This window comes from Pseudomonas sp. FP2196 (genome assembly GCF_030687715.1).
Taxonomy (GTDB): Bacteria; Pseudomonadota; Gammaproteobacteria; order Pseudomonadales; family Pseudomonadaceae; genus Aquipseudomonas.
Map to the genome: position 1 here is coordinate 5,951,971 of NZ_CP117445.1, position 26,127 is coordinate 5,978,097.

Here is a 26,127-nt window from a genome sequence, read left to right on the forward strand (position 1 = left end):
GTCCTTGTAGATACATGCGATCAAACAAGGACACTAGCGGCTGGCAAAAGTTATGCACCGCGAGCGCAAAAAAAACGCCCCTTTCGGGGCGTTCTTTTAAACAGCTGCGTATTACTTGCGTTTCATCGACAAGAAGAACTCGTCGTTGGTCTTGGTCGTCTTCAGCTTGTCGACCAGGAACTCGATGGCAGCTACTTCGTCCATCGGGTGCAGCAGCTTGCGCAGGATCCACATACGCTGCAGTTCGTCGTCGGCGGTCAGCAACTCTTCGCGGCGGGTGCCGGAGCGGTTGATGTTGATGGCCGGGAACACACGCTTCTCGGCGATCTTGCGATCCAGAGGCAGTTCCATGTTGCCGGTACCCTTGAACTCTTCGTAGATCACTTCGTCCATTTTCGAGCCGGTTTCAACCAGCGCGGTGGCGATAATGGTCAGCGAGCCGCCTTCTTCGATGTTGCGCGCAGCGCCGAAGAAACGTTTCGGTTTCTCCAGGGCGTGGGCGTCAACACCACCGGTCAATACCTTGCCGGAGCTCGGGATCACGGTGTTGTAGGCACGGGCCAGACGGGTGATGGAGTCGAGCAGGATCACCACGTCTTTCTTGTGTTCGACCAGGCGCTTGGCCTTCTCGATCACCATTTCGGCCACCTGTACGTGACGGGTCGGCGGCTCGTCGAAGGTCGAGGCAACCACTTCGCCGCGCACGGTGCGCTGCATTTCGGTCACTTCTTCCGGACGTTCGTCGATCAGCAATACGATCAGGTGAACTTCAGGGTTGTTACGGGCGATGTTCGCTGCGATGTTTTGCAGCATGATCGTTTTACCGGCTTTCGGCGGAGCAACGATCAGACCACGCTGGCCTTTGCCGATCGGGGCGCACAGGTCGATCACACGACCGGTCAAGTCTTCGGTGGAACCGTTGCCGGCTTCCATCTTCATGCGCACGGTCGGGAACAGCGGGGTCAGGTTCTCGAAGAGAATCTTGTTTTTCGCGTTCTCAGGACGATCGAAGTTGATCGTGTCGACCTTGAGCAGGGCGAAATACCGCTCGCCTTCCTTCGGAGGGCGAATCTTGCCAACGATGGTGTCACCGGTGCGCAAGTTGAAACGGCGGATCTGGCTTGGCGAGACGTAAATGTCGTCAGGGCCGGCCAGGTAGGAAGCGTCAGCGGAGCGCAGGAAGCCGAAGCCGTCCTGGAGAATCTCCAGCACGCCATCACCGGAGATTTCCTCGCCGCTTTTCGCGTGCTTTTTCAGCAGGGAGAAAATCACGTCCTGCTTGCGCGAACGGGCCATATTTTCTATGCCCATCTGTTCGGCCAATTCGAGCAGTTCGGTAATCGGCTTTTGCTTGAGTTCAGTCAGATTCATATAGGAATGACGTAATCATTTATGGAGGGGGGGAAATTAAGCTTTTGGCTTAATGAGGCCGCGCCGCGGAGAAGGCGACAGGATCGCGTACTTATTCGAAAAGGAGTGCGTCGGCGACGGCTAGCAGGGGGCAGTGGAGAAACCAGTGCGGGGCCGAATGTACCACCTGAGTTTCTGAGCGTCTAGCCCTGAATACGCAAAAAGCCCCGCTAATTGCGGGGCTTTTTTTCAGGCACTTTACTGCGACGCTTAGATGTTGGCGTCGAGGAAAGCAGCCAGTTGCGACTTCGACAGGGCGCCGACTTTGGTCGCTTCAACGTTGCCGTTCTTGAACAGCATCAGAGTAGGGATACCACGCACGCCGTGCTTGGCCGGGGTTTCCTGGTTCTCGTCGATGTTCAGTTTGGCAACGGTCAGCTTGCCTTTGTAAGTCTCGGCAATCTCGTCCAGAACCGGAGCGATCATTTTGCAAGGGCCGCACCATTCAGCCCAGTAGTCGACCAGTACAGCGCCTTCGGCCTTGAGTACGTCGGCTTCGAAACTAGCGTCGCTAACGTGTTTGATAAGATCGCTGCTCATGGAATTCTCCAGGTTGTAAGCAAAAAAACGTGGCCCATCATATCCGCCCTTCCCCCGTTCAGGAAGCCGCAGATGATTGAGTCTTGCTATGGTGCCCCATGAGTTTGGGTATAGCTCAAGTCAAGCCGTGGCGGGGGCGATGAAGGCAATCCCGGTGCGCAGCGCGGCGTTGCGCACGTGTTCCTGCATGGCTTTTTGCGCAGCACCGGAGGCTCGGCGGGCCAAAGCACGAAGGATCTTGCGGTGTTCCTGCCAGGTTTCCATGGCGCGCTCGGCGCGGATGAACGGTAGTTTCTGGCTTTCCAGAAAGATTTCCGCGCTGGCGGTGAGGATGCTGAGCATCGCCTGATTGCCGCTGGCCAGCAGGATTCGCCGGTGGAATTCGAAATCCAGCTTCGCCGCCGCCTCGAAGTCACCGGCCTTCAGTTGCTCGCGCATCGCCGCGACGTTGTCTTCCAGCGCATCCAGATCAAACGTGCTCAACGTTACCGCCGCCAGCCCCGCCGCAAAGCCCTCCAGCGCATAGCGCAATTGAAAGATATCCAGCGGCGACGCCTGCGCTGCGAACGACCAGCCCGGCGCGTTCTCACCGCGCGACAATTCCACCGGCGACTGCACGAAAACACCTTTACCCGGCTGAATGCTCACCACCCCCAGCGCACTCAGCGATGACAGTGCTTCACGCAGCGAGGCCCGGCTGACACCCAACTGCAACGCCAGATCCCGTTGCGACGGCAAAGCATCGCCCGCGCCGAACCCCTGTTCGGTGATCAGTTTGCGGATCGCTTGTAGCGCCACTTCGGGTACGGCGCGGGAGATCGAGTTCATGGTTTTCAGACGAGCCAGGCCAATGTGCGGCTAGTTGTAAAGCTATTCGCCGTGTCCGGCAAGTCGTGCCCCAGCGGGGTTCGATGATCGATCGCGATGCGCCATCGCAGTGCGAAAACCAACCTGACTGTTCAGACCAGTAAGACCGAACAAAACCGCTGAAACCGCGGCCTGCCGAGGCAAAAGCCAGGTATTGGCACGGCCCGTGCTCTGTCCGATCGCAGAAATCACTTCCCGTCGATCCGGAGATTGTCCATGACCCAGCGTTACAGTGCCCTCCTCGCTTCTCTGTTTGCCGGCCTGCTGCTGTGCCAGGCTCCCGCCCACGCCGACGGTCTGGACGACGTGGTCAAACGCGGCACGTTGAAAGTCGCCGTGCCTCAGGACTTCCCGCCGTTCGGCTCGGTCGGCCCGGACATGAAACCCCGTGGCCTGGACATCGACACGGCGAAACTGCTGGCCGATCAATTGAAGGTCAAACTTGAACTGACCCCGGTCAACAGCACCAACCGCATTCCGTTCCTGACCACCGGCAAGGTCGATCTGGTGATTTCCAGCCTCGGCAAGAACCCGGAGCGTGAGAAAGTCATCGATTTCTCCCGCGCCTACGCGCCGTTCTATCTCGCGGTATTCGGTCCACCGGACGCGGCGATCACCAGCCTCGATGACCTCAAAGGCAAAACCATCAGCGTCACCCGTGGCGCCATCGAAGACATCGAATTGAGCAAAGTCGCCCCCGAAGGCGTGACCATCAAGCGCTTCGAAGACAACAACTCGACCATCGCCGCTTACCTCGCCGGCCAGGTCGATCTGATCGCCAGTGGCAACGTGGTCATGGTTGCGATCAGCGAGAAGAACCCGAAGCGTGTGCCGGCCCTGAAAGTGAAGCTCAAGGACTCGCCGGTCTATGTCGGCGTGAACAAGAACGAAGCGGCGCTGCTGACCAAGGTCAACGACATCCTGAACACAGCCAAGGCTGACGGCGCACTGGAAAAGAACTCGCAGACCTGGCTGAAAGAGCCGCTGCCGGCCGATCTCTGATCGACTGCGCGGGAGACCTTCATGGCTTATCAGTTCGATTTCATGCCGGTGGTGCAGAACACCGACCTGCTGCTGCGCGGGGCATTGTTTACCCTTGAGCTGACGGCCATCGGCGCGGTGCTCGGGGTGGGCGTGGGTATCGTCGGGGCGTTGGTGCGGGCATGGAACATTCGCCCGTTCTCGGCGATCTTCGGCGTCTACGTCGAGTTGATCCGCAACACGCCGTTTCTGGTGCAACTGTTCTTCATTTTCTTCGGTCTGCCGTCGCTTGGCGTGCAGATTTCCGAGTGGCAGGCGGCGGTGCTGGCGATGGTGATCAACCTCGGCGCGTATTCGACCGAGATCATCCGTGCCGGCATTCAGGCGATCCCGAAAGGCCAACTGGAGGCCGCTGCGGCGCTGGCGATGAGCCGCTTCGAGGCGTTCCGCCACGTGGTGCTGCTGCCAGCGCTGGGCAAAGTCTGGCCGGCCCTGAGCAGCCAGATCATCATCGTCATGCTCGGCTCGGCGGTGTGTTCGCAGATCGCCACCGAAGAGTTGAGCTTTGCTGCCAACTTCATTCAGTCGCGCAACTTCCGCGCCTTTGAAACCTACGCGCTGACCACGCTGATCTACCTGTGCATGGCGCTACTGATCCGCCAACTGCTCAACTGGCTCGGTCGCCGCTACATTTCCAGGAGCAGCCAATGAGCGACTTCACGTTCTGGGACATCCTGCGCAACCTGCTCACCGGCCTGCAATGGACACTGGCGTTGTCACTGGTGGCGTTTATCGGCGGCGGGCTCGTGGGGCTGCTGATCCTGGTCATGCGCATCTCGAAAAACACCCTGCCGAGCAGCATCGCGCGTACCTGGATCGAGCTGTTCCAGGGCACGCCGCTGCTGATGCAACTGTTTCTGGTGTTCTTCGGCGTGGCGCTGGCCGGGATCGAAATCTCGCCGTGGATGGCGGCAGCGATTGCGCTGACGTTGTTTACCAGCGCTTATCTGGCAGAGATCTGGCGCGGCTGCGTCGAGGCGATTCCCAATGGTCAGTGGGAAGCTTCGTCGAGTCTGGCGCTCAATCCGCTGGAGCAATTGCGCTACGTGATCCTGCCACAGGCCTTGCGCATCGCCGTGGCGCCGACCGTGGGCTTCTCGGTGCAAGTGGTCAAAGGCACCGCCGTGACCTCGATCATCGGCTTCACCGAGTTGACCAAGACCGGCGGCATGCTCGCCAACGCCACGTTTGAACCGTTCATGGTCTATGGCCTCGTCGCCCTCGGCTACTTCCTGCTCTGCTACCCCTTGTCCCTCAGTGCGCGCTACCTGGAAAGGAGACTGCATGCCTCTGCTTAGAATTTCCGCCCTGCATAAATACTACGGCGATCACCACGTACTCAAAGGCATCGACCTCAGCGTCGAGGAAGGCCAGGTCGTGGCGATCATCGGCCGCAGTGGCTCGGGCAAGTCCACCCTGCTGCGTACCCTCAATGGTCTGGAGTCGATCAACGACGGGGTGATCGAAGTCGACGGCGAATACCTTGATGCCGCCCGTGCCGACTTGCGCAGCCTGCGGCAGAAGGTCGGCATGGTGTTCCAGCAGTTCAACCTGTTCCCGCACCTGACGGTCGGCGAAAACGTGATGCTCGCCCCGCAAGTGGTGCAGAAAGTACCGAAGGCCAAGGCGGCGGAGCTGGCGCGCAAGATGCTTGAGCGCGTGGGTCTGGGCGAGAAGTTTGATGCGTTCCCGGATCGGCTGTCCGGCGGGCAACAGCAACGGGTGGCAATTGCCCGGGCCTTGGCGATGTCACCGAAAGTGCTGTTGTGTGACGAGATCACCTCGGCGCTTGATCCGGAGCTGGTCAACGAAGTGCTCAGCGTGGTGCGCCAACTGGCGAAAGAAGGCATGACGCTGATCATGGTCACCCACGAAATGCGCTTTGCCCGCGAGGTGGGGGATAAGTTGGTGTTCATGCACCACGGGAAGGTGCATGAGGTGGGGGATCCGAAGGTGTTGTTTACCAATCCGCAGACGACGGAGCTGGCGAATTTCATCGGGACGGTGGAACACGCCGGTTGAAGGCTCAATCCGTCAGCAGTTCAAAGGTTCCGGCTCCATCGACAACGGTCTCGTCGCGAACCTGCAACTGCCGCATGTCTAGCCAGGCCTGAACGGCGATCTGCGCGGTGAAGTGCCGCGCAGTCATCTCGCCTCCCGGCAACTGCGCCTGAATGCTTTGCCCGGCGTCGAAAGACTGCTCGGGCCGCAGTTCTGGCTGGCCGTCCCTGACTAGCATTGCTGCTCGACCGTCGATGACGGCGTCGTTGATGTGCACGGTAAATTGCCCCCCATTCCCCATCCTGAATACACCGGAGCCGACACTGGCAGCATTAAAGCGCAGCTTCATCGGTGCAGGCGTCTGGCAGACCACGGTCAATGTCAGCCGGTGCGTATCCAGGGCCAGCCAATATTGGCCTGACGGCATGTCAGGCAGCTCGCCGCGATGCAATCGCCCGTAGTCCACTTCAGATTGACTCAAGCGTGACTCGCACTCAGCGGCAAAGCCTGGCGATGCACCGGCCAGCAGAGCGAGCGCGACGCTCCACAGGCGCAGCGCAGTGAACGATGTTAACGGTCTAACTCGCATGACATACGCCTTCCACGGTCTCAAACAGTTGCTCTGAATCGTTGTGCGGCGAAAGTGCCAATTGCAGTTCACAGCGACGGTTATCCGCCAGATTGATCTGCACAACCTGGTCAGGCTGCACATCACTCAGAAAGGCCTTGCCACCCTCAACGACCGAACCGAGCAATTGTCCCTCTGCGGTCATCACCGAAGCGCCTCGCGAAATGGGCTGGCCGCGCTTGTCGACAATCTGCAGCAGCACCCGGCGGACGCTGATCACGTCGAAATTCAGCGTATTAAAGGAACCGCGTCCGGCGTGCAGTTCTTTGTAGCCATTAATGAGATCCGCCCGACGTGGCAATGTCCGGGTCACGACCTCCACACGATTGGGGCTGTAGGCGGTCAGGCCGGAAATCACCGCTTGCCCGTCACCGTCCGTCCACGCCGGCCCCGCAGGCGTCGACAGTTGCACACCCGACAGATCACCCACTGTGGCGATGCCGAAAGTGTCTTGAATCGCATAGGGGGAAAACGTCACGCCGCCCTCATGCATGGCGATGCCCCCCTTCAATTGCCCCATGTAGCTGCTGCTCGCGGCATCCTGGCTGACGCCAAGGTTGACCTGGGTATAACGAGGAACCAGGCCGACGTTGGCGCTGTAGCGAGCACCTGGGTCATCGCCAATACCCTCCATGCCGAGCCGGTAACTCACTGCATCATTCACCTGTTCGCTCAACGCAGCCCCAAGGCTCGTTGCGTCTTCGCGGCGACGCGCATAGGTGCGCAACTGACGTGAACCGCCAAGCGCAATCCCCACGCTGAGGTACATCGCCGTTGTTGCGCCGCCCCTGTTCCGGGAGGCGCCTGGTTCGGTCTCGATATTGAAAGACACGCTGGCATGCCGAAAGCCCTTGCCCCACGAACCACTCAATCGCTCGCGATGATCGCCGTTATGCAAGGCGCTACGACTGTAGGCGACGGTGAATCCACCCCAGTGCGGTTCCGACCAACCGAGGGTCGCGCTGTATTGGCTCGAGAACCGTTGTTGCAACTGATCGCCCGTGTAGGCCTGGGTATCGAGCAAATCCCGATACGCCCTGCTGCGCAACGTGGTGCTCACGCCGAAGCTCGCCCGCTCAAAAAAGGCGCTCGACAACGAAATGTTCTGCTGGGTGCCTTGGGAGCCAGTGTCGTCATGCCAGGCAAGTACAGAGCGCCAACGCAGATCGGCGTGCTGAAACAGCCGCGTGTCGATCCCCCAGCCGACCGATTGATAATCCGCCGTCGCCATCACTCCGCTGCTGAGCATGAGCGATGGCCCAACCCCCCAACTGCCGGTCAACGATGTCACCGCCTGACTGTCGATCTGCTCATCCGCCCTTGAGCGCACTTTGCCGGCAGCCCAATGAAACCCGGGGCGGCTCTGGGTCACCTGGTGGAATGCCGATACCGGCACTGAAAATTCCCGTTGCGACCCTTCTTCGCCGATCACCCGGACCTGTAAATCATCGCTGCCGTTGAGCAAGACAATTCCACTCAAACGGTAAGGCCCGGGCGGTATCACGGTGGTGTAGACCAGGGCTCCGGACTGACGAACTTCAACACGCGACTGACTGTTGGCAATCCCCTCGACGACCGCACCCGGGTCATCCGGCCGTACGTTGCTTTGCACAGGAAACAGCTGCAGCCCGGTAATCGGTACGCCGGCAAACAGTGGATTCAAGGTGTTGATCTGGCCCAACTGAATAGTCGAGTTCACCTCATGCAGATCGCGCTGGGCATAACTGTATAAATGCTCCACGCCCCAGCCTTGTTGCTGCCCTGACGTCAACTGCTGGCGGCTACGTACGATCCAGTCGTGGGCATTGAAGCCCGCCACCGTCGACGCGGAGACGTAACCGCTGTTGCCTGTTCCTGAGGAGTCGAGGCCCAGCAAGTCGTAACTGAACATGCCTGCGGTGCCGGCACGCGTGAAGTCTGCCTTCACAGTCTGGATTTCAGCCAATGCCTGGGTCGGTACTACCAACCGCACTTCTTCCTGATTGGGCCGCAACGTCACTCGCGTCTGCGGGTAGTGCGCCAGAAACGCCAGACAGCCCTCATTGCTTGCGGTCGGCAGTTCGCGGTCAGCGTCGAGACTGCGCAAACCCGCCTTGTCCAGCAAGGTCTTGGTAAAACACAGGTTACCTGCAGCGTCGAACCGTGCCTCGGCCCATCCCGCCTGACGCTCATTGACAAACAACGCCACGACACGCGTGCCCTCACGAAAGCGCGGGGCATAGCGAAAGTAGTCAGCCATGGCCGGATCAACACCTCGACTGCCGAGCACATCCGTGTCGAACTCCACAACCTGAGGCTGCACAGCAGAAGCGGCCTGCGCACAGATTCCCAGCGCGGCCAGACAAATCCATTGGTAAAACCCGCCAGCCATGATTCAAGGGCCCTGAACAGCGACGCGGGCGGCATAACTGGCAACCGTGAATCCATAAACGGTCGCGGGGTAAAACGTGACACCGGTGGTCGACTGCAGAGGCCCACCCAGCTTGCGCCGGATGACTTCACCCGGCAGCACGTAGGTTCGGCCAATGTCCGCAGGACGATTTTGCGGGGTGAGGAGAATCTCTTGTGATAAACGCACCACGTAGGGACTTTCATTGCGCACCTGCAGGACATCGCCGACGATCGACCACTCCAACAGCGTCCACGGTGTCGGATTTTTTTCCAGGCCCCGTGGATGAATAATCAATGGCAGGTTCTGCCTGATTGTTACACCGACTGATGCGGTTGTTGCATCTTTTCTCGGCGGTACGCCTTCAAAAATAACGCGCTTGAGACGCTGGGTTTTGAGTGGTTCGGAAAACTGCCCGATAACTCGTACCAATTGCTTTTCGGAGGGCTCGACCCGGGTAATGGGCGGTGTTACCAGTGCGAGAAACTCCGGATCTTCCGGCAGATTTTCAATGGATGAATACAACAGGGCGGGCTTCGCATCGGTATTCTTTACATTAATGGTCGCCTCGCCATCCTCCTCGTGAAGAATAACCACGGTTGTTTCAGGCACCATGCCGTCGGCCAGTACCGAAGTTCCTTCCCCCCACATGAAAATGACAAATACAAACCACGTTATTTTTTTTGAAAACAAAAACCCGGCCACAGAACACCCTCACGAGCAAACAGATTCGCGACAAGACACACGATAAAAATCAAATAAAGTTACGAAACATCCTGATATGCCACCCTGACAGGTGACATACCGGGACAACTAACTGAATTTAGAGGTAGCTCAACTCGAACGTGGTCAGACCATCAAGAGGAACATCATTATTAATGGTCAACTCCGAGGCCTTGTTGATCACCGCCTGAACTTCCATCGCACCACTGAGGGTGATGAACGAAATAGGCGTTGGCAGTCCGGTTGTCGAAGACCAGGAAGCGATGTTGTCCGTTTGCCCTACCGCACCCGTGGTGGTTTCGATCCAGGTAGTGCCATTGTCGAGGGAGGTGATGGCCTTGACCGCCGCACCGCCGGCATTGAAGCTGCCTGGCTTCAGATTGACCGCATAGCCGCCAATGCTCTCGCCGTCGACGGTGGCGCCCAGACCATAGTTGTAGTTGTCGGTGTAATCGGGACCGATGGTGGCTGCCAGAATGCCAGGAATCTGACTGAAGCCTTTGCCGTCCAACGCCTTGAGCCCGACCTTGGTTGCCGATCGGCAATTGATGTTGAAGACGATCTCTTTCTTTTCCAGCACGGTGAACGATGTCTGGTTCAGATCCTCGGCAGGAATATTGCCGTAATCTACAACACCGCCACCTTGCAAGAACGGAACGCAGCTGGCCGGTACAATCGTGCCCTTTACCCGCAAATCAATTGCAGCATTTGCATTGAAGGAAATGCCGGCAACTACCGCTACCGCCACCAGTGCACTTAATACTTTCATGGTTTTCTCACCTTAAATTGGCTTGTTTCATCACAGTTGACATTTTCAATAAAATGAAACGAGTGAAAAACAAAACGTCTATTTCCACTCGAATTCAAATCGACGCGATATATAAATACCGCCACGAGATGAATACGTACACAGTTTGAGGACATTGCCTACAGATAAGAATAAGACACTACGACATTGTCGGTAGGAGCTTACGCCCACACTTTGAGTGAAAGAGTATCAACACCTGTATCCAAAATCGTATATCGATTAGATAAAATTCTTTATTTATCGTAGGAAAATATTCACAGCACAACGTTTTCTTTTTGTTACAGCGCAACGACGTGGCCCGGTACGCATCCGCCGTCTTCAACATAAACCCTGACCTCTGTGCGTTGGCGCCAGCGTTTGATCGTGGCACGATGTCGAGGTTATCGACCGAGACCCCCTGACCATGCCGCAATCCCAAGCCAAAAATCTGTCCCTGATCGCCGCAATCGACCTGGGCTCCAACAGCTTTCACATGGTCGTGGCCAAGGCCCAGAACGGTGAAATCCGCATTCTTGAGCGTCTGGGCGAGAAGGTTCAGCTGGCCGCCGGCATCGACGACGAGCGCCACCTCAACGAAGAATCGATGCAGCGGGGCCTCGATTGCCTCAAGCGTTTTGCCCAACTGATCAACGGTATGCCGCTGGGCGCCGTGCGCATCGTCGGTACCAATGCCCTGCGCGAAGCACGCAACCGCCTCGAATTCATCCACCGTGCCGAAGAAATCCTCGGCCATCCGGTGGAAGTCATCTCCGGCCGTGAAGAAGCGCGTCTGATTTATCTGGGTGTCTCCCACACCCTCGCCGACACCCCGGGCAAACGACTGGTCGCCGACATCGGCGGCGGCAGTACCGAGTTCATCATCGGTCAGCGCTTCGAACCACTGCTGCGCGAAAGCCTGCAAATGGGCTGCGTCAGCTTCACCCAGCGCTACTTCAAGGACGGCAAGATCACTCCGGCACGCTACGCCCAGGCGTATACGGCGGCGCGGCTGGAGATCATGAGCATTGAACACGCCCTGCACCGCCTGACCTGGGATGAGGCCATCGGCTCCTCGGGCACCATCCGCGCCATCGGTCTGGCGCTGAAGGCCGGTGGGCATGGCACTGGCGAAGTGAATGCCGAAGGCCTGGCGTGGCTCAAGCGCCGACTCTTCAAGCTGGGCGACGTAGACAAGATCGATTTCGACGGCATCAAACCTGACCGCCGGGCAATCTTCCCGGCCGGTCTGGCGATTCTCGAAGCGATTTTCGACGCGCTCGAACTGCAACGCATGGATCACTGCGAAGGCGCGCTGCGTGAGGGCGTGCTCTACGACCTGCTTGGTCGCCATCACCACGAAGACGTGCGCGAACGCACCCTGACCTCGCTCATGGAGCGTTATCACGTCGATCTCGAACAAGCGGCGCGGGTTGAACGCAAAGCTCTGCACGCCTTCGATCAGGTCGCTGTCGACTGGGAGCTGGATGACGGCATCTGGCGCGAACTGCTGGGCTGGGCGGCGAAAGTGCACGAAGTCGGCCTCGACATCGCCCACTATCACTACCACAAGCACGGTGCCTACCTGATCGAGCACTCGGATCTGGCCGGTTTCTCCCGCGAAGACCAGCAAATGCTGGCCCTGCTGGTGCGCGGCCACCGCCGTAACATTCCCAAGGACAAATTCGCCGATTTTGGCGAAGACGGCGACAAGCTGATCCGCCTGTGTGTGCTGCTGCGCTTTGCGATCCTGTTCCACCACATTCGTGGCACGCAGTCGATGCCGCAGGTGGTGCTGCACGCGAAGGGCAACACCCTGGATGTGGAATTCCCGGAGAACTGGCTGGATGAGAACCAGCTGACTCAGGCGGACTTCGGGCTTGAGGCGGATTGGCTGACGCGGGTGGGCATCGTTCTAACCGTCCACTAATACACCGCAAATCTCCCTGTAGGAGTTGCCGCAGGCTGCTCCTACACAGGTCGGTGTATCAGGTACAAAAAAGGCGACCCCGTGGGATCGCCTTTTTTATTGGGCTGAAGATCAGCTGCTCACCGGCAGAATCGGGCTACCCAAACGCTCCAGCAACGTCGCCTGCGCACTGCGCGGGTTCTGGTTGCCGGTTGGCGTGTTGCGGATGTAACGGCCATCCGATTGCAGGCTCCAGCTGTGGGTATTGTCGGTCAGGTACAACTCCAGCTCTTTCTTCACCCGGGTCAGCAGTTTCTTGCCTTCCACCGGGAAGCAAGTCTCGACGCGCTTGTCGAGGTTGCGCTCCATCCAGTCAGCACTGGAGAGGAACATCTGCTCCTCGCCACCGTTGAGGAAGTAGAACACTCGAGTGTGTTCAAGGAAGCGGCCGATGATCGAGCGCACATGAATGTTGTGCGAAACCCCGGCGATGCCCGGCCGCAAGCAGCACATGCCCCGCACCACCAGATCGATACGCACGCCGGACTGGCTGGCCTTGTACAGCGCACGGATGATCTTCGGATCGGTCAGCGAGTTGAACTTGGCGATGATGTGCGCCGGTTTGCCTTCGACGGCGAACTGGGTCTCGCGGGCAATCATGTCGAGCATGCCCTTCTTCAAGGTAAACGGCGCATGCAACAGCTTCTTCATGCGCAGGGTTTTACCCATGCCGATCAACTGACTGAACAGTTTTCCGACGTCTTCGCACAAGGCGTCGTCGGAGGTCAGCAGGCTGTAGTCGGTATAGAGCTTGGCGTTGCCAGCGTGGTAGTTACCGGTACCGAGGTGCGCGTAACGCACGATCTCGCCCTGTTCGCGACGCAGAATAAGCATCATCTTGGCGTGGGTCTTGAAGCCGACCACGCCGTAGATCACCACTGCCCCGGCCGCTTGCAGACGGCTGGCCAGTTGCAGGTTTGACTCTTCATCGAAGCGCGCCCGCAGCTCGATGACCGCCGTCACTTCCTTGCCGTTACGCGCGGCATCCACCAGCGCATCGACGATTTCCGAGTTGGCGCCGGAGCGATACAGCGTCTGGCGCACGGCCAGTACATGCGGATCTTTCGCGGCTTGACGCAGCAGATCGACCACCGGGGTGAACGACTCGAACGGGTGCAGCAGCAAAATATCCTGCTTGCTCACCACGCTGAAAATGTTCTCGCTGTTTTGCAGCAGTTTCGGAATCTGCGGTGTGAACGGCGTGTATTGCAGCTCTGGATGGCTGTCCAGGCCGGTGATGCTGAACAGACGGGTCAGGTTGACCGGGCCGTTGACCTGATACAGCTCGGTCTCGCTCAGGTTGAACTGCTTGAGCAGGTAGTCCGACAGATGTTTCGGACAGGTGTCGGCGACTTCCAGGCGCACCGCATCACCGTAGCGACGCGAGAACAACTCGCCACGCAGAGCGCGGGCCAAGTCTTCGACGTCTTCGGAATCGAGCGCCAGGTCGGCGTTTCGGGTCAGACGGAACTGGTAGCAGCCCTTGACCTTCATGCCTTGGAACAGGTCATCGGCGTGAGCATGGATCATCGACGACAGGAACACATAGTTATCGCCAGCGCCGCCCACTTCTTCCGGCACCTTGATGATGCGCGGCAGCAGGCGCGGTGCCGGGATGATCGCCAGACCTGAGTCGCGACCGAAGGCGTCGATACCTTCAAGTTCGACGATGAAGTTCAGGCTCTTGTTCACCAGCAGCGGGAACGGGTGCGTCGGGTCGAGGCCGATCGGGGTGATGATCGGCGCGATCTCGTCGCGGAAATAACGGCGCACCCAGGTCTTGAGCTTGGTCGTCCAGTTGCGCCGACGGATGAAGCGCACCTGATGCTTTTCAAGCTCGGGCAACAGGATGTCGTTGAGGATCGCGTACTGGCGGTCAACGTGACCGTGCACCAGTTCGCTGATCCGCGCCAGGGCTTGATGCGGTTGCAGGCCATCGGCACCGGCCTGTTCACGGGCAAAGGTAATCTGCTTTTTCAGGCCGGCAACACGGATTTCAAAGAATTCGTCGAGGTTGCTGGAGAAGATCAGCAGGAACTTCAGCCGCTCCAGCAACGGATAGGACTCGTCCAGCGCCTGTTCCAGCACGCGGATGTTGAACTGCAGTTGCGAGAGCTCACGGTGGATATACAGGCTGCTGTCATCCAGGCCTGGAATCGCAATCGCCGGCACCGCCGCAGCGGGTTCGGTAACCGGCGCGGGTGGCGCAGGCTCCAGTTCCGGCGGGGTTTCGGTGATTTGTTCCACCACCGGCTGAGCTTCTTTTACTGCAACTTCAGTGAGTCCTTCGGTATTCATTGAATGTTCCTGGGAGGGCTATTTCTGCTCTCGTAACAATTGAGCGGCGCGGACAGCAAAGTAAGTCAGGATGCCATCAGCGCCGGCACGTTTAAAGGCGGTCAGTGACTCGAGAATCACCGCCTCGCTCAACCAGCCATTCTGGATCGCCGCCATGTGCATGGCGTATTCGCCGCTAACCTGATAGACGAAGGTCGGCACCTTGAAGGCATCTTTTACCCGCAAAAGAATGTCCAGATACGGCATGCCCGGCTTGACCATGACCATGTCCGCGCCTTCAGACAAGTCGGCACCGACTTCGTGCAGCGCTTCGTCGCTGTTGGCCGGGTCCATCTGATAAGAAGCCTTGTTCGCCTTGCCAAGGTTCGACGCCGAACCCACCGCATCGCGGAAAGGCCCGTAATAGGCGCTGGCGTACTTGGCCGAGTAGGCCATGATCCGCACGTTGACGTGACCGGCCACTTCCAGCGCTTCGCGGATCGCCTGGATGCGACCGTCCATCATGTCCGACGGGGCAACGACCTGAGCGCCAGCCTCGGCGTGGGACAGCGCCTGGCGAACGAGTGCGTCGACGGTAATGTCGTTCTGCACGTAGCCTTCTTCGTCGAGAATGCCGTCCTGACCGTGGGTGGTGAACGGGTCGAGCGCGACGTCGGTGATAACGCCCAGTTCGGGGAAGCGATCACGCAGGGCGCGAGTGGCGCGCTGGGCGATGCCTTCGGGATTCCAGGCTTCGGCGGCGTCGAGGGATTTGAGTTCTGCAGGAGTGACCGGGAACAGCGCCAACGCCGGAATCCCCAGCTCGACCCATTTCGCCGCTTCTTCAAGCAGCAGGTCGATAGTCAAGCGCTCTACACCGGGCATCGAAGCGACAGCTTCGCGGCGGTTTTCACCGTCGAGGACGAAAACCGGCAGGATCAGATCATCAACCGTCAGCACATTTTCCCGCACCAGACGACGCGAAAAATCATCACGGCGATTGCGACGCAGGCGGGTAGCGGGGAACAAACGGTTGGCAGGGGTAAAGCTCACGGCAGACTCCTGAGCCCGCGCAAACGGGCGAGCGTGACAGTTATAGACGGCCATTATGACGAACAGATTACAGTTGTGCGTACCCCGTGACATGTAGCCGCATTCCATTGTCAGTGTAGGAATTGTTCACGTCGAGACACATTTGGACACTTTCCTGAATGTGTTCGAAGGGTTAGGCTGCGCGTTCATTTCGCCAGCACCCAGACAATGCTCCAACAATTTCTGCATGACTTCGGCTACTTTGCCCTTTTTCTCGGCACGTTCTTCGAAGGCGAAACCATCCTGGTGCTCGCGGGCTTCCTCGCGTTTCGCGGATACATGGATATCAATCTGGTGGTGGTCGTGGCGTTCTTCGGCAGCTATGCCGGCGATCAGCTGTGGTACTTCCTGGGGCGCAAGCACGGGCGCAAATTGCTCGCGCGCAAACCGCGCTGGCAAATGATGGGCGACCGGGCGCTGGAGCACATCCGCAAGCACCCGGACATCTGGGTTCTGAGTTTCCGCTTCGTTTATGGCTTGCGCACCGTGATGCCGGTGGCGATCGGCTTGTCGGGTTATCCACCGGGACGTTATCTGCTGCTGAACGGGATTGGCGCCGCGATCTGGGCCACCGCCCTGGCCGCTGCCGCTTACCATTTCGGCGCTGTGCTCGAAGGCATGCTCGGCAGCATCAAGAAATACGAACTATGGGTACTCGGCGCGTTGCTGGTGCTGGGTGTTGGCCTGTGGCTGCGCCGCCGCTTCAAGAATGCCCGTTTGGCGAAGCAGGTCTACGCCGACGAGCAGGCAGCGAAAGCCGCGCAGTTGCATCAGATCGATCAGGCCAAAATCGCCGACCCTAAGACACCAAACGAGTAATTCGCTGGCGAACGCCATACAGCCCGATGCCGCTGAGCAGGCTGTAACCGAGCAAGCCAGCCCAGGCCACCGGGCTGGCCGGCCATAGCCCGACCAGCGGCGCCAGCCACACGAGCGGCAGATTCGACGCCAACCGCAACAGCTCGACCTTCAGCGCCCACGGGCGATTCTCCAGGGCCACGCCCAACGCAAACAGACCGAACGCCACCGCCCCCCAACCGAGCACCAGCGCGGCGCGCGGCAGAGCGGTTTCCAGATTCATCAAGTAACTGCCCAGCGCGATATAGACGCAGAATTGCGCCGCCACGTACCACTGCTGACGGCTATCGAGCACTACGTCGAACTTGCGAAACCGGCTCAGGTCCGGCTTGTTCATCGGATACTTCGCCGCCACATCCGCCGGACGCCAACCGGTGCGCATAAACCAGATCCGCAGCTTGTCCCACATGCTCTCCGTGCGCCGCGCGTCATCCCACAGTTGCGCATAAAACTGCAAGTTGGCCCAGAGCGGATTCCAGCTCGCCAGGGGTGTGGTCACGCCGAAAATCACCGGTTCGTTGTCGTCCTCCTCCTGGAACGAGCCAAACAGCCGATCCCAAATAATGAACACCCCGCCGTAGTTGCGATCCATGTAGAGAGCGTTCTGTGCATGGTGGGCCCGATGATTGGACGGCGTAACGAAGAACCATTCGAACCAGCCAAGCTTGGGAATGTGCTGGGTGTGCACCCAAAACTGATAGAGCAGATTCAGTGCCGCAACGCTGACGAACACCAGCAGCGGCACGCCAAGTACGGCCATCGGCAGGTAGAAGATCCAGCTCAGCAGAAACCCGGTGCTGGTCTGACGCAACGCCGTCGAGAGGTTGTACTCCTCGCTCTGGTGATGCACCGAATGCGCCGCCCAGAGGATGTTGCGTTCATGGCCCATGCGGTGCAGCCAGTAGTAGCAGAAGTCATAGAGGATGAAAGCGAACACCCAGACCCAGAGGCTCTGCGCCGGCAGCCTGAGCAACGCCAGATGTTCCAGGGCAAAGGCATAGGTCACAAGGCCGACGCCTTTGGTCAGCAGCCCGGTAGTGGTCGACAGCACGCCGGTGCTGATGCTGTTCACCGCATCGGCCAGGCGATAGTGGCTGACCCCGCGCCAACGGTCGGCGATCAGCTCCACCGCAATCAAAACGAAGAAAAACGGCACCGCATACAGAATGAAGTTCATGACGTGTTCCGAGCCAATTCCATGCAACAGATCGTAGGCCTGAGCGCGAATTTACCCTATGGCAACACGCGACAAATTAGTGGACATTTAGCGCCATGAAACTGGAGAGAAACCCATGAGCAAAAAAGTTGCAGTGATCCTGTCCGGCAGTGGCGTTTACGACGGAGCCGAAATCCAGGAAAGCGTCATCACCCTGCTACGCCTTGACCAACGCGGCGCGCAGGTACAGTGCTTCGCCCCGAATATTGCGCAATTGCATGTGATCAATCACCTGACCGGCGAAGAAATGCCCGAGTCGCGCAACGTGCTGGTGGAGTCGGCGCGCATCGCCCGGGGCAACATCAAGGACATTCGTGAGGCCGACGTCGACGACTTCGATGCGCTGATCGTGCCGGGTGGTTTCGGGGCGGCGAAGAACCTGTCGAACTTCGCCATAGAAGGTGCCGGCTGCACCGTGCAGCCAGACGTTCTGGCCCTGGCCGAAGCGTTTGCCGAAGCAGGCAAACCCGTGGGGCTGATCTGCATCTCGCCGGCACTCGCGGCAAAGATCTACGGCCCGGGCGTGACCTGCACCATCGGCAACGATGCCGACACCGCCACCGCGATGAACAAGATGGGCGCCACCCACGAAGAATGCGCAGTGACCGACATCATCGAAGACAAGGCACGCAAACTGGTGACGACTCCGGCTTACATGCTGGCGCAGAACATCAGTGAGGCGGCGTCCGGGATCAATAAACTGGTCGATCGAGTCCTTGAACTGACTCACGAGAACGACGCTTAAGCTCAAAAGATCGCAGCCTTCGCCAGCTCCAACAGTGGATTGAGTCGATCACCAGAACTCTGTAGGAGCTGCCGCAGGCTGCGATCTTTTCAAGATTGACGGGTCAGGCGGGTGAGGATCCGATCCAGCGCATTGGCAAACGCTTGCTTCTCGCGCTCGCCAAACGGCGCCGGGCCGCCGCTCATCTGGCCCTGTTCACGCAGATCGGTGAACAGGTTGCGCACAGCCAGGCGTTCGCCCATGTTCTGCACGTCGAATTCTTTGCCTCGTGGATCAAGCGCCGCCACGCCCTTCTTCACCAACCGATCGGCCAGTGGAATATCGCTGCAGATCACCAACTCGCCGGGCACGGCGTGTTCGACCAGATAATCGTCCGCCGCATCCGGGCCGCTCGGCACCACGATCAACTTGACGATGGCCAGCCCCGGCTTGGTTTGCGGCTGCCCGGCCACCAGCACCACTTCGAACTGGCGCTTGAGCGCGAACTTCACCACCAGATCCTTCGCCGCCCGTGGACAAGCGTCGGCATCGATCCATACACGCATCTCATTTACCTCTAAAAATAAAAGATCGCAGCCTTCGGCAGCTCCTACAGGTATACACCGAACCCATGTAGGAGCTGCCGAAGGCTGCGATCTTTCAGGATTTAACTCAATCAGGCAGCAGGCACCCGCTTCTTCTCAGCCAGACGACTACGGCTGTACAGCACGATGATCGCCACGATCGCCACCGCTTGCGCCGTCAGCGAATAGGCATCGGCATGAATCCCCAGCCAGTCGAAATCGAAGAACGCCACCGGCCGCGTGCCGAAGATCCCGGCTTCCTGCAACGCCTTCACTCCGTGCCCGGCAAACACCACCGACAGCGCGCACAGCAGCGCGGCGTTGATGCTGAAGAACAGCGCCAGCGGCAGTTTCGCCGAGCCCCGCAGGATCACCCACGCCAGACCGACCAGCAACACCAGCGCCGTCGCACCGCCTGCCAATACCGCGTTGTGCCCGGCAGGTCCAGCCTGTAGCCAGAGGGTTTCGTAGAACAGGATCACTTCGAACAACTCGCGATAGACCGAGAAGAACGCCAGGATCGCAAAGCCGAAACGCCCGCCACCGCCAACCAGACTGCTCTTGATGTAATCCTGCCAGGCCGCCGCGTGGCGACGATCGTGCATCCACACACCAAGCCACAGCACCATCACACTGGCGAACAGCGCCGTAGCGCCTTCGAGCAATTCACGCTGCGAGCCGCTGACATCGATCACATACGCCGCCAGCGCCCAGGTCGCCAGGCCGGCCAGCAGCGCCAAACCCCAACCGACGTTGACGCTGCGCACCGCCGATTGCTGACCGGTGTTGCGCAGAAACGCGAGAATCGCCGCCAACACCAGAATCGCTTCCAGGCCTTCGCGCAGCAGAATCAGCAGGCCGGAGATAAAGCTCAACGACCAGCTCAAGCCATCGCTGCCGAGCAGAGCGGCGGATTCCTTGAGTTTCGCCTTCGCGGCGTCCAGACGCTGTTCGGCCTGCGTGACCGGTAACCCGTCCTGCAACGACTGCCGATAAGCCATCAGAGATTTTTCAGTGTCTTTGCGCACGTTGGCGTCGACGTTATCCAGCGAGCTCTCGACCAGTTCGAAGCCTTCCAGATACGCCGCCACCGACAGGTCGTAGGCTTGATCATGGTCGCCGGCGCGATAAGCCGCGAGGCTCTTGTCCAGCGTTGCAGCGGTGTAGTCGAGCAACTGCGCCGGGCCGCGCTTGACCTGCGGCGGCTGCGCACGCTGGGCGCGGAACGTCGCGGCGGCTTGCGCGCCTTCGGCTATTTGCACTTCGGCCGGGGTCTGGCGGGCCAGATCGGCAATGTTGTAGGTCTGCTCGGATTTGGCTGCCGAGGCATCGGCGCTGAGCCCGGCGACATAAGTGGCCATGTCCCAGCGCTGGCGATCATCCAGTTGATCGGCAAACGACGGCATGTCGGTGCCCTCGACGCCCTGACCGAGGGTGCTGTAGATCGCGTAGAGGCTCAGGTGATCCAGACGGGCGGCGTCGCGCAGGTTGGCCGGGGGCGGTGTCAGGCCGACACCGGCCGGGCCATCGCCCGCGCCGGTTTCACCGTGGCACACCGAGCAGTGCTGGGCGAAGAGCGGTGCGGCACGCGCCGGATCCGGAGTGATGACCGGCGCCTGACTGACTTCATAGGCCACGGCCAGCTTTGCACCCAGTTGCCGCGCCTGACGGGCAACTTCCGCGCCGTCCTGCCGAGCGGTGACCGCTGCGCGCAAGGTAATCACACCTTGCTCCAGCCCGGCCTTTTCCGGTTTCGCCGGCAAATCCGCGATCAGCCCCTGCAACACCTGAATGAATTCCAGTTGCTCGCGGTATTCGGAGTCGTCGACGACCTTGCCCGCTTCCACAGTCGGCGGGTAGTCGGCACTGATGTAATCGAGCATGTGCAGCGCTTGCGGCGCACCTTCCACCGCATCGGCCAGCAGGTTCGAGCAACTCAGGGCGCACAACGGGAACAACAGCCAGGCCAGAAAACGGGACGGCGCGGTCATGAACGAATCTCAATTGGTAATACGAAGTAACACATTGTTCACTTCCAGTGAGATTCCCTCAAGCTTTGTCAGCGCGGCAGTCGTTTTTTTCAGCGTAACGGCGCAGCCAGTGCCCGGTAATGTCCCTGCACGAACTCAACGAACACCTGCACCTTGAGTGCGACATGCCGGGGCAAACAGCCCCTATACTGCGTCACCTCCCGCCCTTGCCGTTCAAGGAAGAACCTGTCTCCATGCGCCACTGCCTGCCGTTTTGTCTGTTGTTCAGCGCCATCATGCAGTTGAGCGGTTGCGCCGCTTACCGCAATTACGATGCAGAGATGCAGCAGACCATCGATCAGATGTCGGCGGGCAATCTCAACGAAGCGCTCTACCTGATGGAGCTGAATAATCCCTGGGAAGACAAGGATCTGCTGTATTACCTGGAAAGAGGCGCCATTCTCAGCGCCGGCACGGCCCTGCCAAAAAGTCAGGAAGCCTGGCGCACGGCTGACCGGATGATTTTCCAGCGCGAAGAGGCCAATCCCTCCGCAGGCATGAAGCTGCTGGCCCGGTTCGGCAATGAAATGGGCACCATGCTGGTCAACGACAAGCTGTTGCGCTACGAAGGTTACGACTACGAAAAAGTCATGCTGACCACAGAGATGGCCCTCAACCAACTGGCGGAAAACGATTTCGACGGCGCCCGCGCCGACATCAAAAAGACCCACGAGCGCGAAACCCTGATTGCCCGCCAGCGGGAGCGGCAATACGAAGAAGCTGAGGAGCAGGCTAAAAGCCAAGGGATCACGCTGCATTACAAGGATCTGCAAGGCTACCCGGTCGCCGTCCTCGACGCCCCGCAAGTGATTGAACTGAAGAACGGCTACCAGAGTGCGTTCAGCCACTATCTGGCGGGCTTCACGTATGAGGCTTTGGGCGAACGCACGCTCGCGGCACCGGGTTATCGCCAGGCCATTGAGTTACGCCCGGGCGTACCGTTTCTCGAGAAAGCCTTGCGCAACCTGGACAAGCCCGCGCCGGCAGCGGATGAAAGCGAGATCCTGGTGGTTGTCCAGGCCGGTTTCGCTCCGGTGCGCAGTTCGGTGCAAGTGCCGATCCCGGTGCGGCTGAACGAAAACCTGACGATTGTCGCGCCGATTTCGTTCCCGGTGATGGTGCCCGATACGATCACACCTCCTGTTCCGAGTGTGCTCGTCGACGGAAAACAATACCCGTTGACGATGATCAACAGCGTTACTGACATGGCCATGCGGACGTTACGCGATGACATGCCGGCGATCATCTCTCGCGCCATGTTCCGCGCCAACATGGCCGCCATCAGTCAGGCTCAAAAGAATGAACGCGATCCGGCCAAGGCTTCGCTGGTGGTTACTGAACACGATCCTTTCGAAGAGGCGGATACGCGCACCTGGCGCACCCTTCCGGACAAAACCCTGGTCGCCCGTCTACGCCTTAAAAAAGGCCTGCATCGCGTGAGCTTCCCGTACTTGCGTGCAGCGGACGGGTTCACCGTGCGTGTCGACCAGAACCATCAGGTATTCAATCTGCGGGTATTCATGGGCGTGAACTACTACGTGGGGTCTGCGCTGGTGCTACCCGAGGTATCAGAGCCTGCTACCGCTGGCAGTCCCGGGCAGTAATGGCACCAAACTAACCGGTGCAATTAAAAAGCTATTACATAGCCACTAGCACCCGCTTATAATGCGGCGCCCTCGCTATCGCGATGCGGCATAAAAGCTCCTCTGGTTATGAGGAATTGGCAGGAGGCCAGCGCCACTGTCGATGGGTCACACCAGCCCGACCAGCATCCGCGGCTGTAGTTACTCCAGGGAAGAAGTACCCCCATGGCATTCCGCGCCCCCACTCTGATTGCGCTCAGCGCCGTCACTCTGCTGTCCGGCTGTTCGGCGTTTCGCAACTACGACTCCGAACTGGCCCAGACAAACCAGCAACTGGCTTCCGGCAACGTCGATGCCGCGCTGACCCTGCTGGAAAAGAACAACACCAGCCCCGACAAAGACCTGCTCTATTACTTCGAAAAAGGTGAACTGCTGCGCGCCAAGGGCGACCTGTCCGGCAGCCAGAACGCCTGGACCAGCGCCGACCAGGTGGTCGGTCAGTGGGAAGACGCGGTCAAGCTCGACAGCGCCAAGTATCTGGCCCAGTTCGGTAGCTTCATCGTTAACGACAAAGTCCGTCGCTACGAAGGCTACGACTACGAAAAAGTCATGCTGACCACGCAAATGGCCCTGAACCTGCTGGCGGTCAATGACTTCGACGGCGCGCGCACCGCGATCAAGAAGACCCACGAACGTGAAGCGGTGATCGCCGATCTGCGCGACAAGGAATACCTCAAGAGCGAGGAAGAGGCCGAGAAAGAAGGCATCAAGACTCAGTACAAGGATCTGCAAGGCTACCCGGTCGCCAGCCTCGATGCGCCGGAAGTGGTCGGTCTGAAGAACAGCTACCAGAGTGCGTTCAGCCATTACCTGGCCGGTTTCGTTTACGAAGCCCTTGGCGAAAAAGACCTGGCTGCACCGGGCTACCGCAAGGCCGCCGAACTGCGCCCGAACACGCCGCTGCTCGAACAGGCGCTGGTCAACCTCGACAAGCCGTCCAAGAGCGATGACAGCGACATCCTGATCGTGGTGCAAAGCGGTCTGGCGCCGTCCCGCGATTCGATTCGCGTGCCACTGCCGCTGCCGATCTCCAACAACGTGGTGATCACGCCGCTGTCGTTCCCGATCATCAAGCCTGACACCTCCACCGCGCCGTTCGCGCAAATCGGTGTCGACGGCCAGCAAGTCAACCTGACCGGCCTCAACAGCACCACCGCCATGTCTCGCCGCGCCCTGCGCGACGACATGCCGGGGATTATCCTGCGCACCACCGTGCGCGCGATCACCAAAGGCGTGGCGCAGAAGCAGATCAATGAAACCAATCCACTGGCCGGCCTGGCTGTGGGTATCTCTTCAGCTGTGCTCGAAGGTGCCGATACCCGTACGTGGCGCACGCTGCCGGACAACACCCAGGTGGTGCGTCTGCGCTTGAAGAAAGGTGAACACCAAGTCACTCTGCCGAGCGCTGTGGGCGGTTCGGTGGTCAAGGTCACCGTCGATCAGCGTTATCAGGTGATCAGCCTGCGAGCCGTGGGCAATCAGGTGTTTGCTGGCGGTCTCGCCGCCCACGTGATCCCTAGCGCCGCTGCGACCAACGTCGCCAGCCTCAAACAACCTTAAGAACGGAGTCTTTGCATGCGCTTCAAACTCATCGCCGTCGCCGCCCTCGCCGTGCTGGCCAGCGGCTGCGCCACCCCGCCACCGCCTGAGCCGGGCAGCGCCGCGAGCAAAGTCGTGGCCATGGGGCCGCAAAAACACATCGTCGTCGGCGCCATGCGCGTCGCCCGCGAAAACGGCTTCATGACCGTCAATGTGCAGTTGAGCAACACCCTCAACAGCAACAAGATTTTCTACTACCGCTTCGCCTGGCTCGGCCCTGAAGGCTTCCCGGTCGCGGAAGAAGAAGTCTGGAAAAGCCAGATGATGTACGGCGCGCAGACCAGCTTCGTCCAGGCTATCGCCCCGACGCCGAAAGCCGTGGATTTCCGTCTGGAAATCAAAACGCCTTAAGTCCGCCACCCCTATTCCTGTTTTAGAGAGCACTGTCATGTTTGTACGTTTTTCCTGCATCGCCGTTATCGCCCTGCTGGCTTCAGGCTGCGCCAACACCTCGCCAACCCTGGGCAGCAAGAACATCAGCTACGGCGACACCAAGGCTGTTGAAACCGTCACCAACGAATTCGGTTCGACTGACCTGCAAATGATCGCCGAGTCGATGACCCGCTCCCTGGCCCAGTCCGGCATTCTGCAGGGCCGCCCAGTGGTTCAGGTCTACGACGTGAAGAACAAGACCAGCGAGTACATCGATACACGCGAAATCACCACCAGCATCAAGACTCAGCTGATGAAAACCGGCGTTGCCCGCTTCGCCAGCGACAACAATGCAATGCAGAGCCAGGTTGACCAGCTCAAGCTGCAAAACCAGAGCGGCCTGTACAAGAAGAGCACCGTGGCCAAGACTGGCAACATGGTTGCCGCCAAGTACCGCATCGAAGGTTCGATCAGCTCGATCGTCAAGCGCAGCAGCGATTACAAGGACGTCTTCTACAAATTCAGCCTGCAATTGATCGACGTTGAAAGCGGTCTGGCCGAGTGGATGGACGAAAAAGAGATCCGCAAAACCACGGAGCGTTAATCGATGCGCGCATGGATTGGCATGATGGCCCTGGCTTGCGCATTTGGCGCGCAAGCGGCCCCGAAAGTCGCGGTGACGGATCTGGCGTATCAGGAACGTGTGGAGCAATACATCCACATCGTTTCGGCGCAGAACAATTACCGCGAGGGTTACTACAGCTCCAGCGGTTCTTCGAACTACAACGAGATCGAAGCGACCACCAGCTACATCGAGCAGACCGAGCTGCGCAAATTCACCGGCGACATCAAGGGTGAAATTCTGCGTACCGGTATGTTCCAGCTGGTGCAAGGCACGCCGTACACCGCGTCGTCCAAGGGTGACATCTACGACGTGATCAAGCGGATCAAGGCCGGTAACTTCAAGGGTGCCGACTATGTTCTGTTTGGCACCGTGTCGGATATCGACTTCACTCAGGACATGAACGAGCTGGCGCACACCGACAGCTATTCGGCGGTACTGGGCCTGACGTTGGTGGCGGACTTCAGCCTGATCAACACCAAGACCTTCGAAATCACGTCGGCCTTCACGGCGATGGGTGAAGCGCAGGACACCAAATTGGTGAACCACCGCGACATCAAGATCTCGCTGAACCGCCCACGGGTGGTGCGCGAGGTGTCGAAGGCGCTGGGTGAGGACGTGGCCGGACAACTGAGCCAACAGCTCGGGGGCGGCGGTTACGAGCAGCCGCGCGAGCCGCAGCAGCGTAACAACCTGCCGCGCGATACCGCACCGGTGATTCTGCGCTAAGCATCATTCCCACGCTCTGCGTGGGAATT

At 59.3% G+C, this 26,127-nt stretch carries 24 protein-coding genes; 12 read left to right on the forward strand and 12 right to left on the reverse strand.

What is annotated here, in order from left to right; genetic code table 11:
• Positions 1-111: 111 nt before the first annotated feature.
• The 3 genes from rho to PSH79_RS26790 all read right to left on the reverse strand — a co-directional run bounded on the left by rho (position 112) and on the right by PSH79_RS26790 (position 2,778).
• Positions 112-1,371 carry a transcription termination factor Rho gene (rho, locus tag PSH79_RS26780; RefSeq protein WP_003229334.1) on the reverse strand — a complete coding sequence of 420 codons (1,260 nt, stop codon included), beginning with the start codon at positions 1,369-1,371 and terminating at the stop codon, positions 112-114.
• Positions 1,372-1,620: 249 nt separating this feature from the next.
• Positions 1,621-1,950: a thioredoxin TrxA gene (trxA, locus tag PSH79_RS26785; RefSeq protein ID WP_003206727.1), complete on the reverse strand. Its 330-nt coding sequence runs from the start codon at positions 1,948-1,950 to the stop codon at positions 1,621-1,623.
• 120 nt (positions 1,951-2,070) lie between these two features.
• Positions 2,071-2,778, reverse strand: coding sequence for a FadR/GntR family transcriptional regulator (locus tag PSH79_RS26790; protein ID WP_103302520.1), 708 nt, complete (start codon positions 2,776-2,778; stop codon positions 2,071-2,073).
• Positions 2,779-3,033: 255 nt separating this feature from the next.
• Between PSH79_RS26790 and PSH79_RS26795 the strand changes: the two genes are divergently transcribed.
• The 4 genes from PSH79_RS26795 to PSH79_RS26810 are packed head-to-tail and all read left to right on the forward strand — an operon-like array spanning position 3,034 to position 5,880.
• A complete protein-coding gene (locus PSH79_RS26795) occupies positions 3,034-3,819 on the forward strand; it encodes a transporter substrate-binding domain-containing protein (RefSeq protein WP_123441794.1) in 786 nt (261 codons plus the stop codon).
• 21 nt (positions 3,820-3,840) lie between these two features.
• Positions 3,841-4,509, forward strand: coding sequence for an amino acid ABC transporter permease (locus PSH79_RS26800; RefSeq protein WP_187678219.1), 669 nt, complete (start codon positions 3,841-3,843; stop codon positions 4,507-4,509).
• Positions 4,506-5,156, forward strand: a complete 651-nt coding sequence (locus PSH79_RS26805; RefSeq protein ID WP_305440415.1) for an amino acid ABC transporter permease — start codon at positions 4,506-4,508, stop codon at positions 5,154-5,156. Before PSH79_RS26800 ends, PSH79_RS26805 begins: the two co-directional genes overlap by 4 nt.
• Entirely contained in the window at positions 5,143-5,880 is a 738-nt protein-coding gene (locus PSH79_RS26810) for an amino acid ABC transporter ATP-binding protein (protein WP_305440416.1), read from the forward strand. Before PSH79_RS26805 ends, PSH79_RS26810 begins: the two co-directional genes overlap by 14 nt.
• A gap of 4 nt (positions 5,881-5,884) precedes the next feature.
• On the opposite strand, the gene PSH79_RS26815 is transcribed toward PSH79_RS26810, so the two are convergent.
• The 4 genes from PSH79_RS26815 to PSH79_RS26830 form a co-directional block, all read right to left on the reverse strand.
• Positions 5,885-6,448 (reverse strand): hypothetical protein, encoded by a 564-nt coding sequence (locus PSH79_RS26815; protein WP_305440417.1) that lies wholly within the window; start codon positions 6,446-6,448, stop codon positions 5,885-5,887.
• Positions 6,438-8,858, reverse strand: a complete 2,421-nt coding sequence (locus PSH79_RS26820; protein WP_305440418.1) for a fimbria/pilus outer membrane usher protein — start codon at positions 8,856-8,858, stop codon at positions 6,438-6,440. The genes PSH79_RS26815 and PSH79_RS26820 overlap by 11 nt, the downstream gene beginning before the upstream one ends.
• Before the next feature lie 3 nt (positions 8,859-8,861).
• On the reverse strand, positions 8,862-9,581 hold the full coding sequence (locus tag PSH79_RS26825) for a fimbria/pilus chaperone family protein (RefSeq protein ID WP_305440419.1): 720 nt from the start codon (positions 9,579-9,581) through the stop codon (positions 8,862-8,864).
• Between the two features lie 118 nt (positions 9,582-9,699).
• Complete coding sequence (locus PSH79_RS26830; RefSeq protein ID WP_305440421.1) at positions 9,700-10,368, reverse strand: DUF1120 domain-containing protein; 669 nt, start codon at positions 10,366-10,368, stop codon at positions 9,700-9,702.
• Between the two features lie 442 nt (positions 10,369-10,810).
• Between PSH79_RS26830 and ppx the strand changes: the two genes are divergently transcribed.
• Entirely contained in the window at positions 10,811-12,313 is a 1,503-nt protein-coding gene (gene ppx / locus PSH79_RS26835) for an exopolyphosphatase (RefSeq protein WP_305440422.1), read from the forward strand.
• Between the two features lie 111 nt (positions 12,314-12,424).
• Here the strand turns inward: ppx and ppk1 are convergent, their stop codons facing one another.
• Together ppk1 and hemB are read right to left on the reverse strand one after the other, a co-directional pair.
• A complete protein-coding gene (gene ppk1, locus PSH79_RS26840) occupies positions 12,425-14,650 on the reverse strand; it encodes a polyphosphate kinase 1 (RefSeq protein WP_187678223.1) in 2,226 nt (741 codons plus the stop codon).
• An 18-nt stretch (positions 14,651-14,668) separates the two neighbouring features.
• Positions 14,669-15,682 (reverse strand): porphobilinogen synthase, encoded by a 1,014-nt coding sequence (hemB, locus tag PSH79_RS26845; RefSeq protein WP_305440424.1) that lies wholly within the window; start codon positions 15,680-15,682, stop codon positions 14,669-14,671.
• Between the two features lie 207 nt (positions 15,683-15,889).
• Between hemB and PSH79_RS26850 the strand changes: the two genes are divergently transcribed.
• Positions 15,890-16,540, forward strand: coding sequence for a DedA family protein (locus PSH79_RS26850; RefSeq protein WP_305440425.1), 651 nt, complete (start codon positions 15,890-15,892; stop codon positions 16,538-16,540).
• Here PSH79_RS26850 and PSH79_RS26855 read toward each other — a convergent pair.
• A complete protein-coding gene (locus PSH79_RS26855; RefSeq protein ID WP_305440426.1) occupies positions 16,521-17,756 on the reverse strand; it encodes a sterol desaturase family protein in 1,236 nt (411 codons plus the stop codon). The genes PSH79_RS26850 and PSH79_RS26855 overlap by 20 nt on opposite strands.
• A 115-nt stretch (positions 17,757-17,871) precedes the next feature.
• Between PSH79_RS26855 and elbB the strand changes: the two genes are divergently transcribed.
• A complete protein-coding gene (gene elbB, locus PSH79_RS26860; protein WP_187678227.1) occupies positions 17,872-18,540 on the forward strand; it encodes an isoprenoid biosynthesis glyoxalase ElbB in 669 nt (222 codons plus the stop codon).
• A gap of 89 nt (positions 18,541-18,629) precedes the next feature.
• On the opposite strand, the gene PSH79_RS26865 is transcribed toward elbB, so the two are convergent.
• Both PSH79_RS26865 and PSH79_RS26870 read right to left on the reverse strand, forming a co-directional pair.
• Positions 18,630-19,085, reverse strand: coding sequence for a YaiI/YqxD family protein (locus PSH79_RS26865; protein ID WP_305440427.1), 456 nt, complete (start codon positions 19,083-19,085; stop codon positions 18,630-18,632).
• Between the two features lie 110 nt (positions 19,086-19,195).
• Positions 19,196-21,094, reverse strand: coding sequence for a cytochrome c/FTR1 family iron permease (locus tag PSH79_RS26870; RefSeq protein ID WP_305440428.1), 1,899 nt, complete (start codon positions 21,092-21,094; stop codon positions 19,196-19,198).
• 233 nt (positions 21,095-21,327) lie between these two features.
• On the opposite strand from PSH79_RS26870, the gene PSH79_RS26875 reads away from it, so the two are divergent.
• The 5 genes from PSH79_RS26875 (at position 21,328) to PSH79_RS26895 (ending at position 26,098) form a co-directional block, all read left to right on the forward strand.
• The gene (locus tag PSH79_RS26875) at positions 21,328-22,737 is read left to right on the forward strand and encodes a COG3014 family protein (protein ID WP_305444104.1); all 1,410 of its coding nucleotides are present in this window, start codon (positions 21,328-21,330) and stop codon (positions 22,735-22,737) included.
• Positions 22,738-22,941: 204 nt separating this feature from the next.
• Positions 22,942-24,336, forward strand: coding sequence for a COG3014 family protein (locus PSH79_RS26880; RefSeq protein WP_305440429.1), 1,395 nt, complete (start codon positions 22,942-22,944; stop codon positions 24,334-24,336).
• Positions 24,337-24,351: 15 nt separating this feature from the next.
• Complete coding sequence (locus tag PSH79_RS26885; protein WP_187678232.1) at positions 24,352-24,726, forward strand: YcfL family protein; 375 nt, start codon at positions 24,352-24,354, stop codon at positions 24,724-24,726.
• Between the two features lie 37 nt (positions 24,727-24,763).
• Entirely contained in the window at positions 24,764-25,351 is a 588-nt protein-coding gene (gene lpoB / locus PSH79_RS26890; protein WP_007911129.1) for a penicillin-binding protein activator LpoB, read from the forward strand.
• Positions 25,352-25,354: 3 nt separating this feature from the next.
• Positions 25,355-26,098, forward strand: coding sequence for a penicillin-binding protein activator LpoB (locus PSH79_RS26895; protein ID WP_305440430.1), 744 nt, complete (start codon positions 25,355-25,357; stop codon positions 26,096-26,098).
• Positions 26,099-26,127 lie beyond the last annotated feature (29 nt).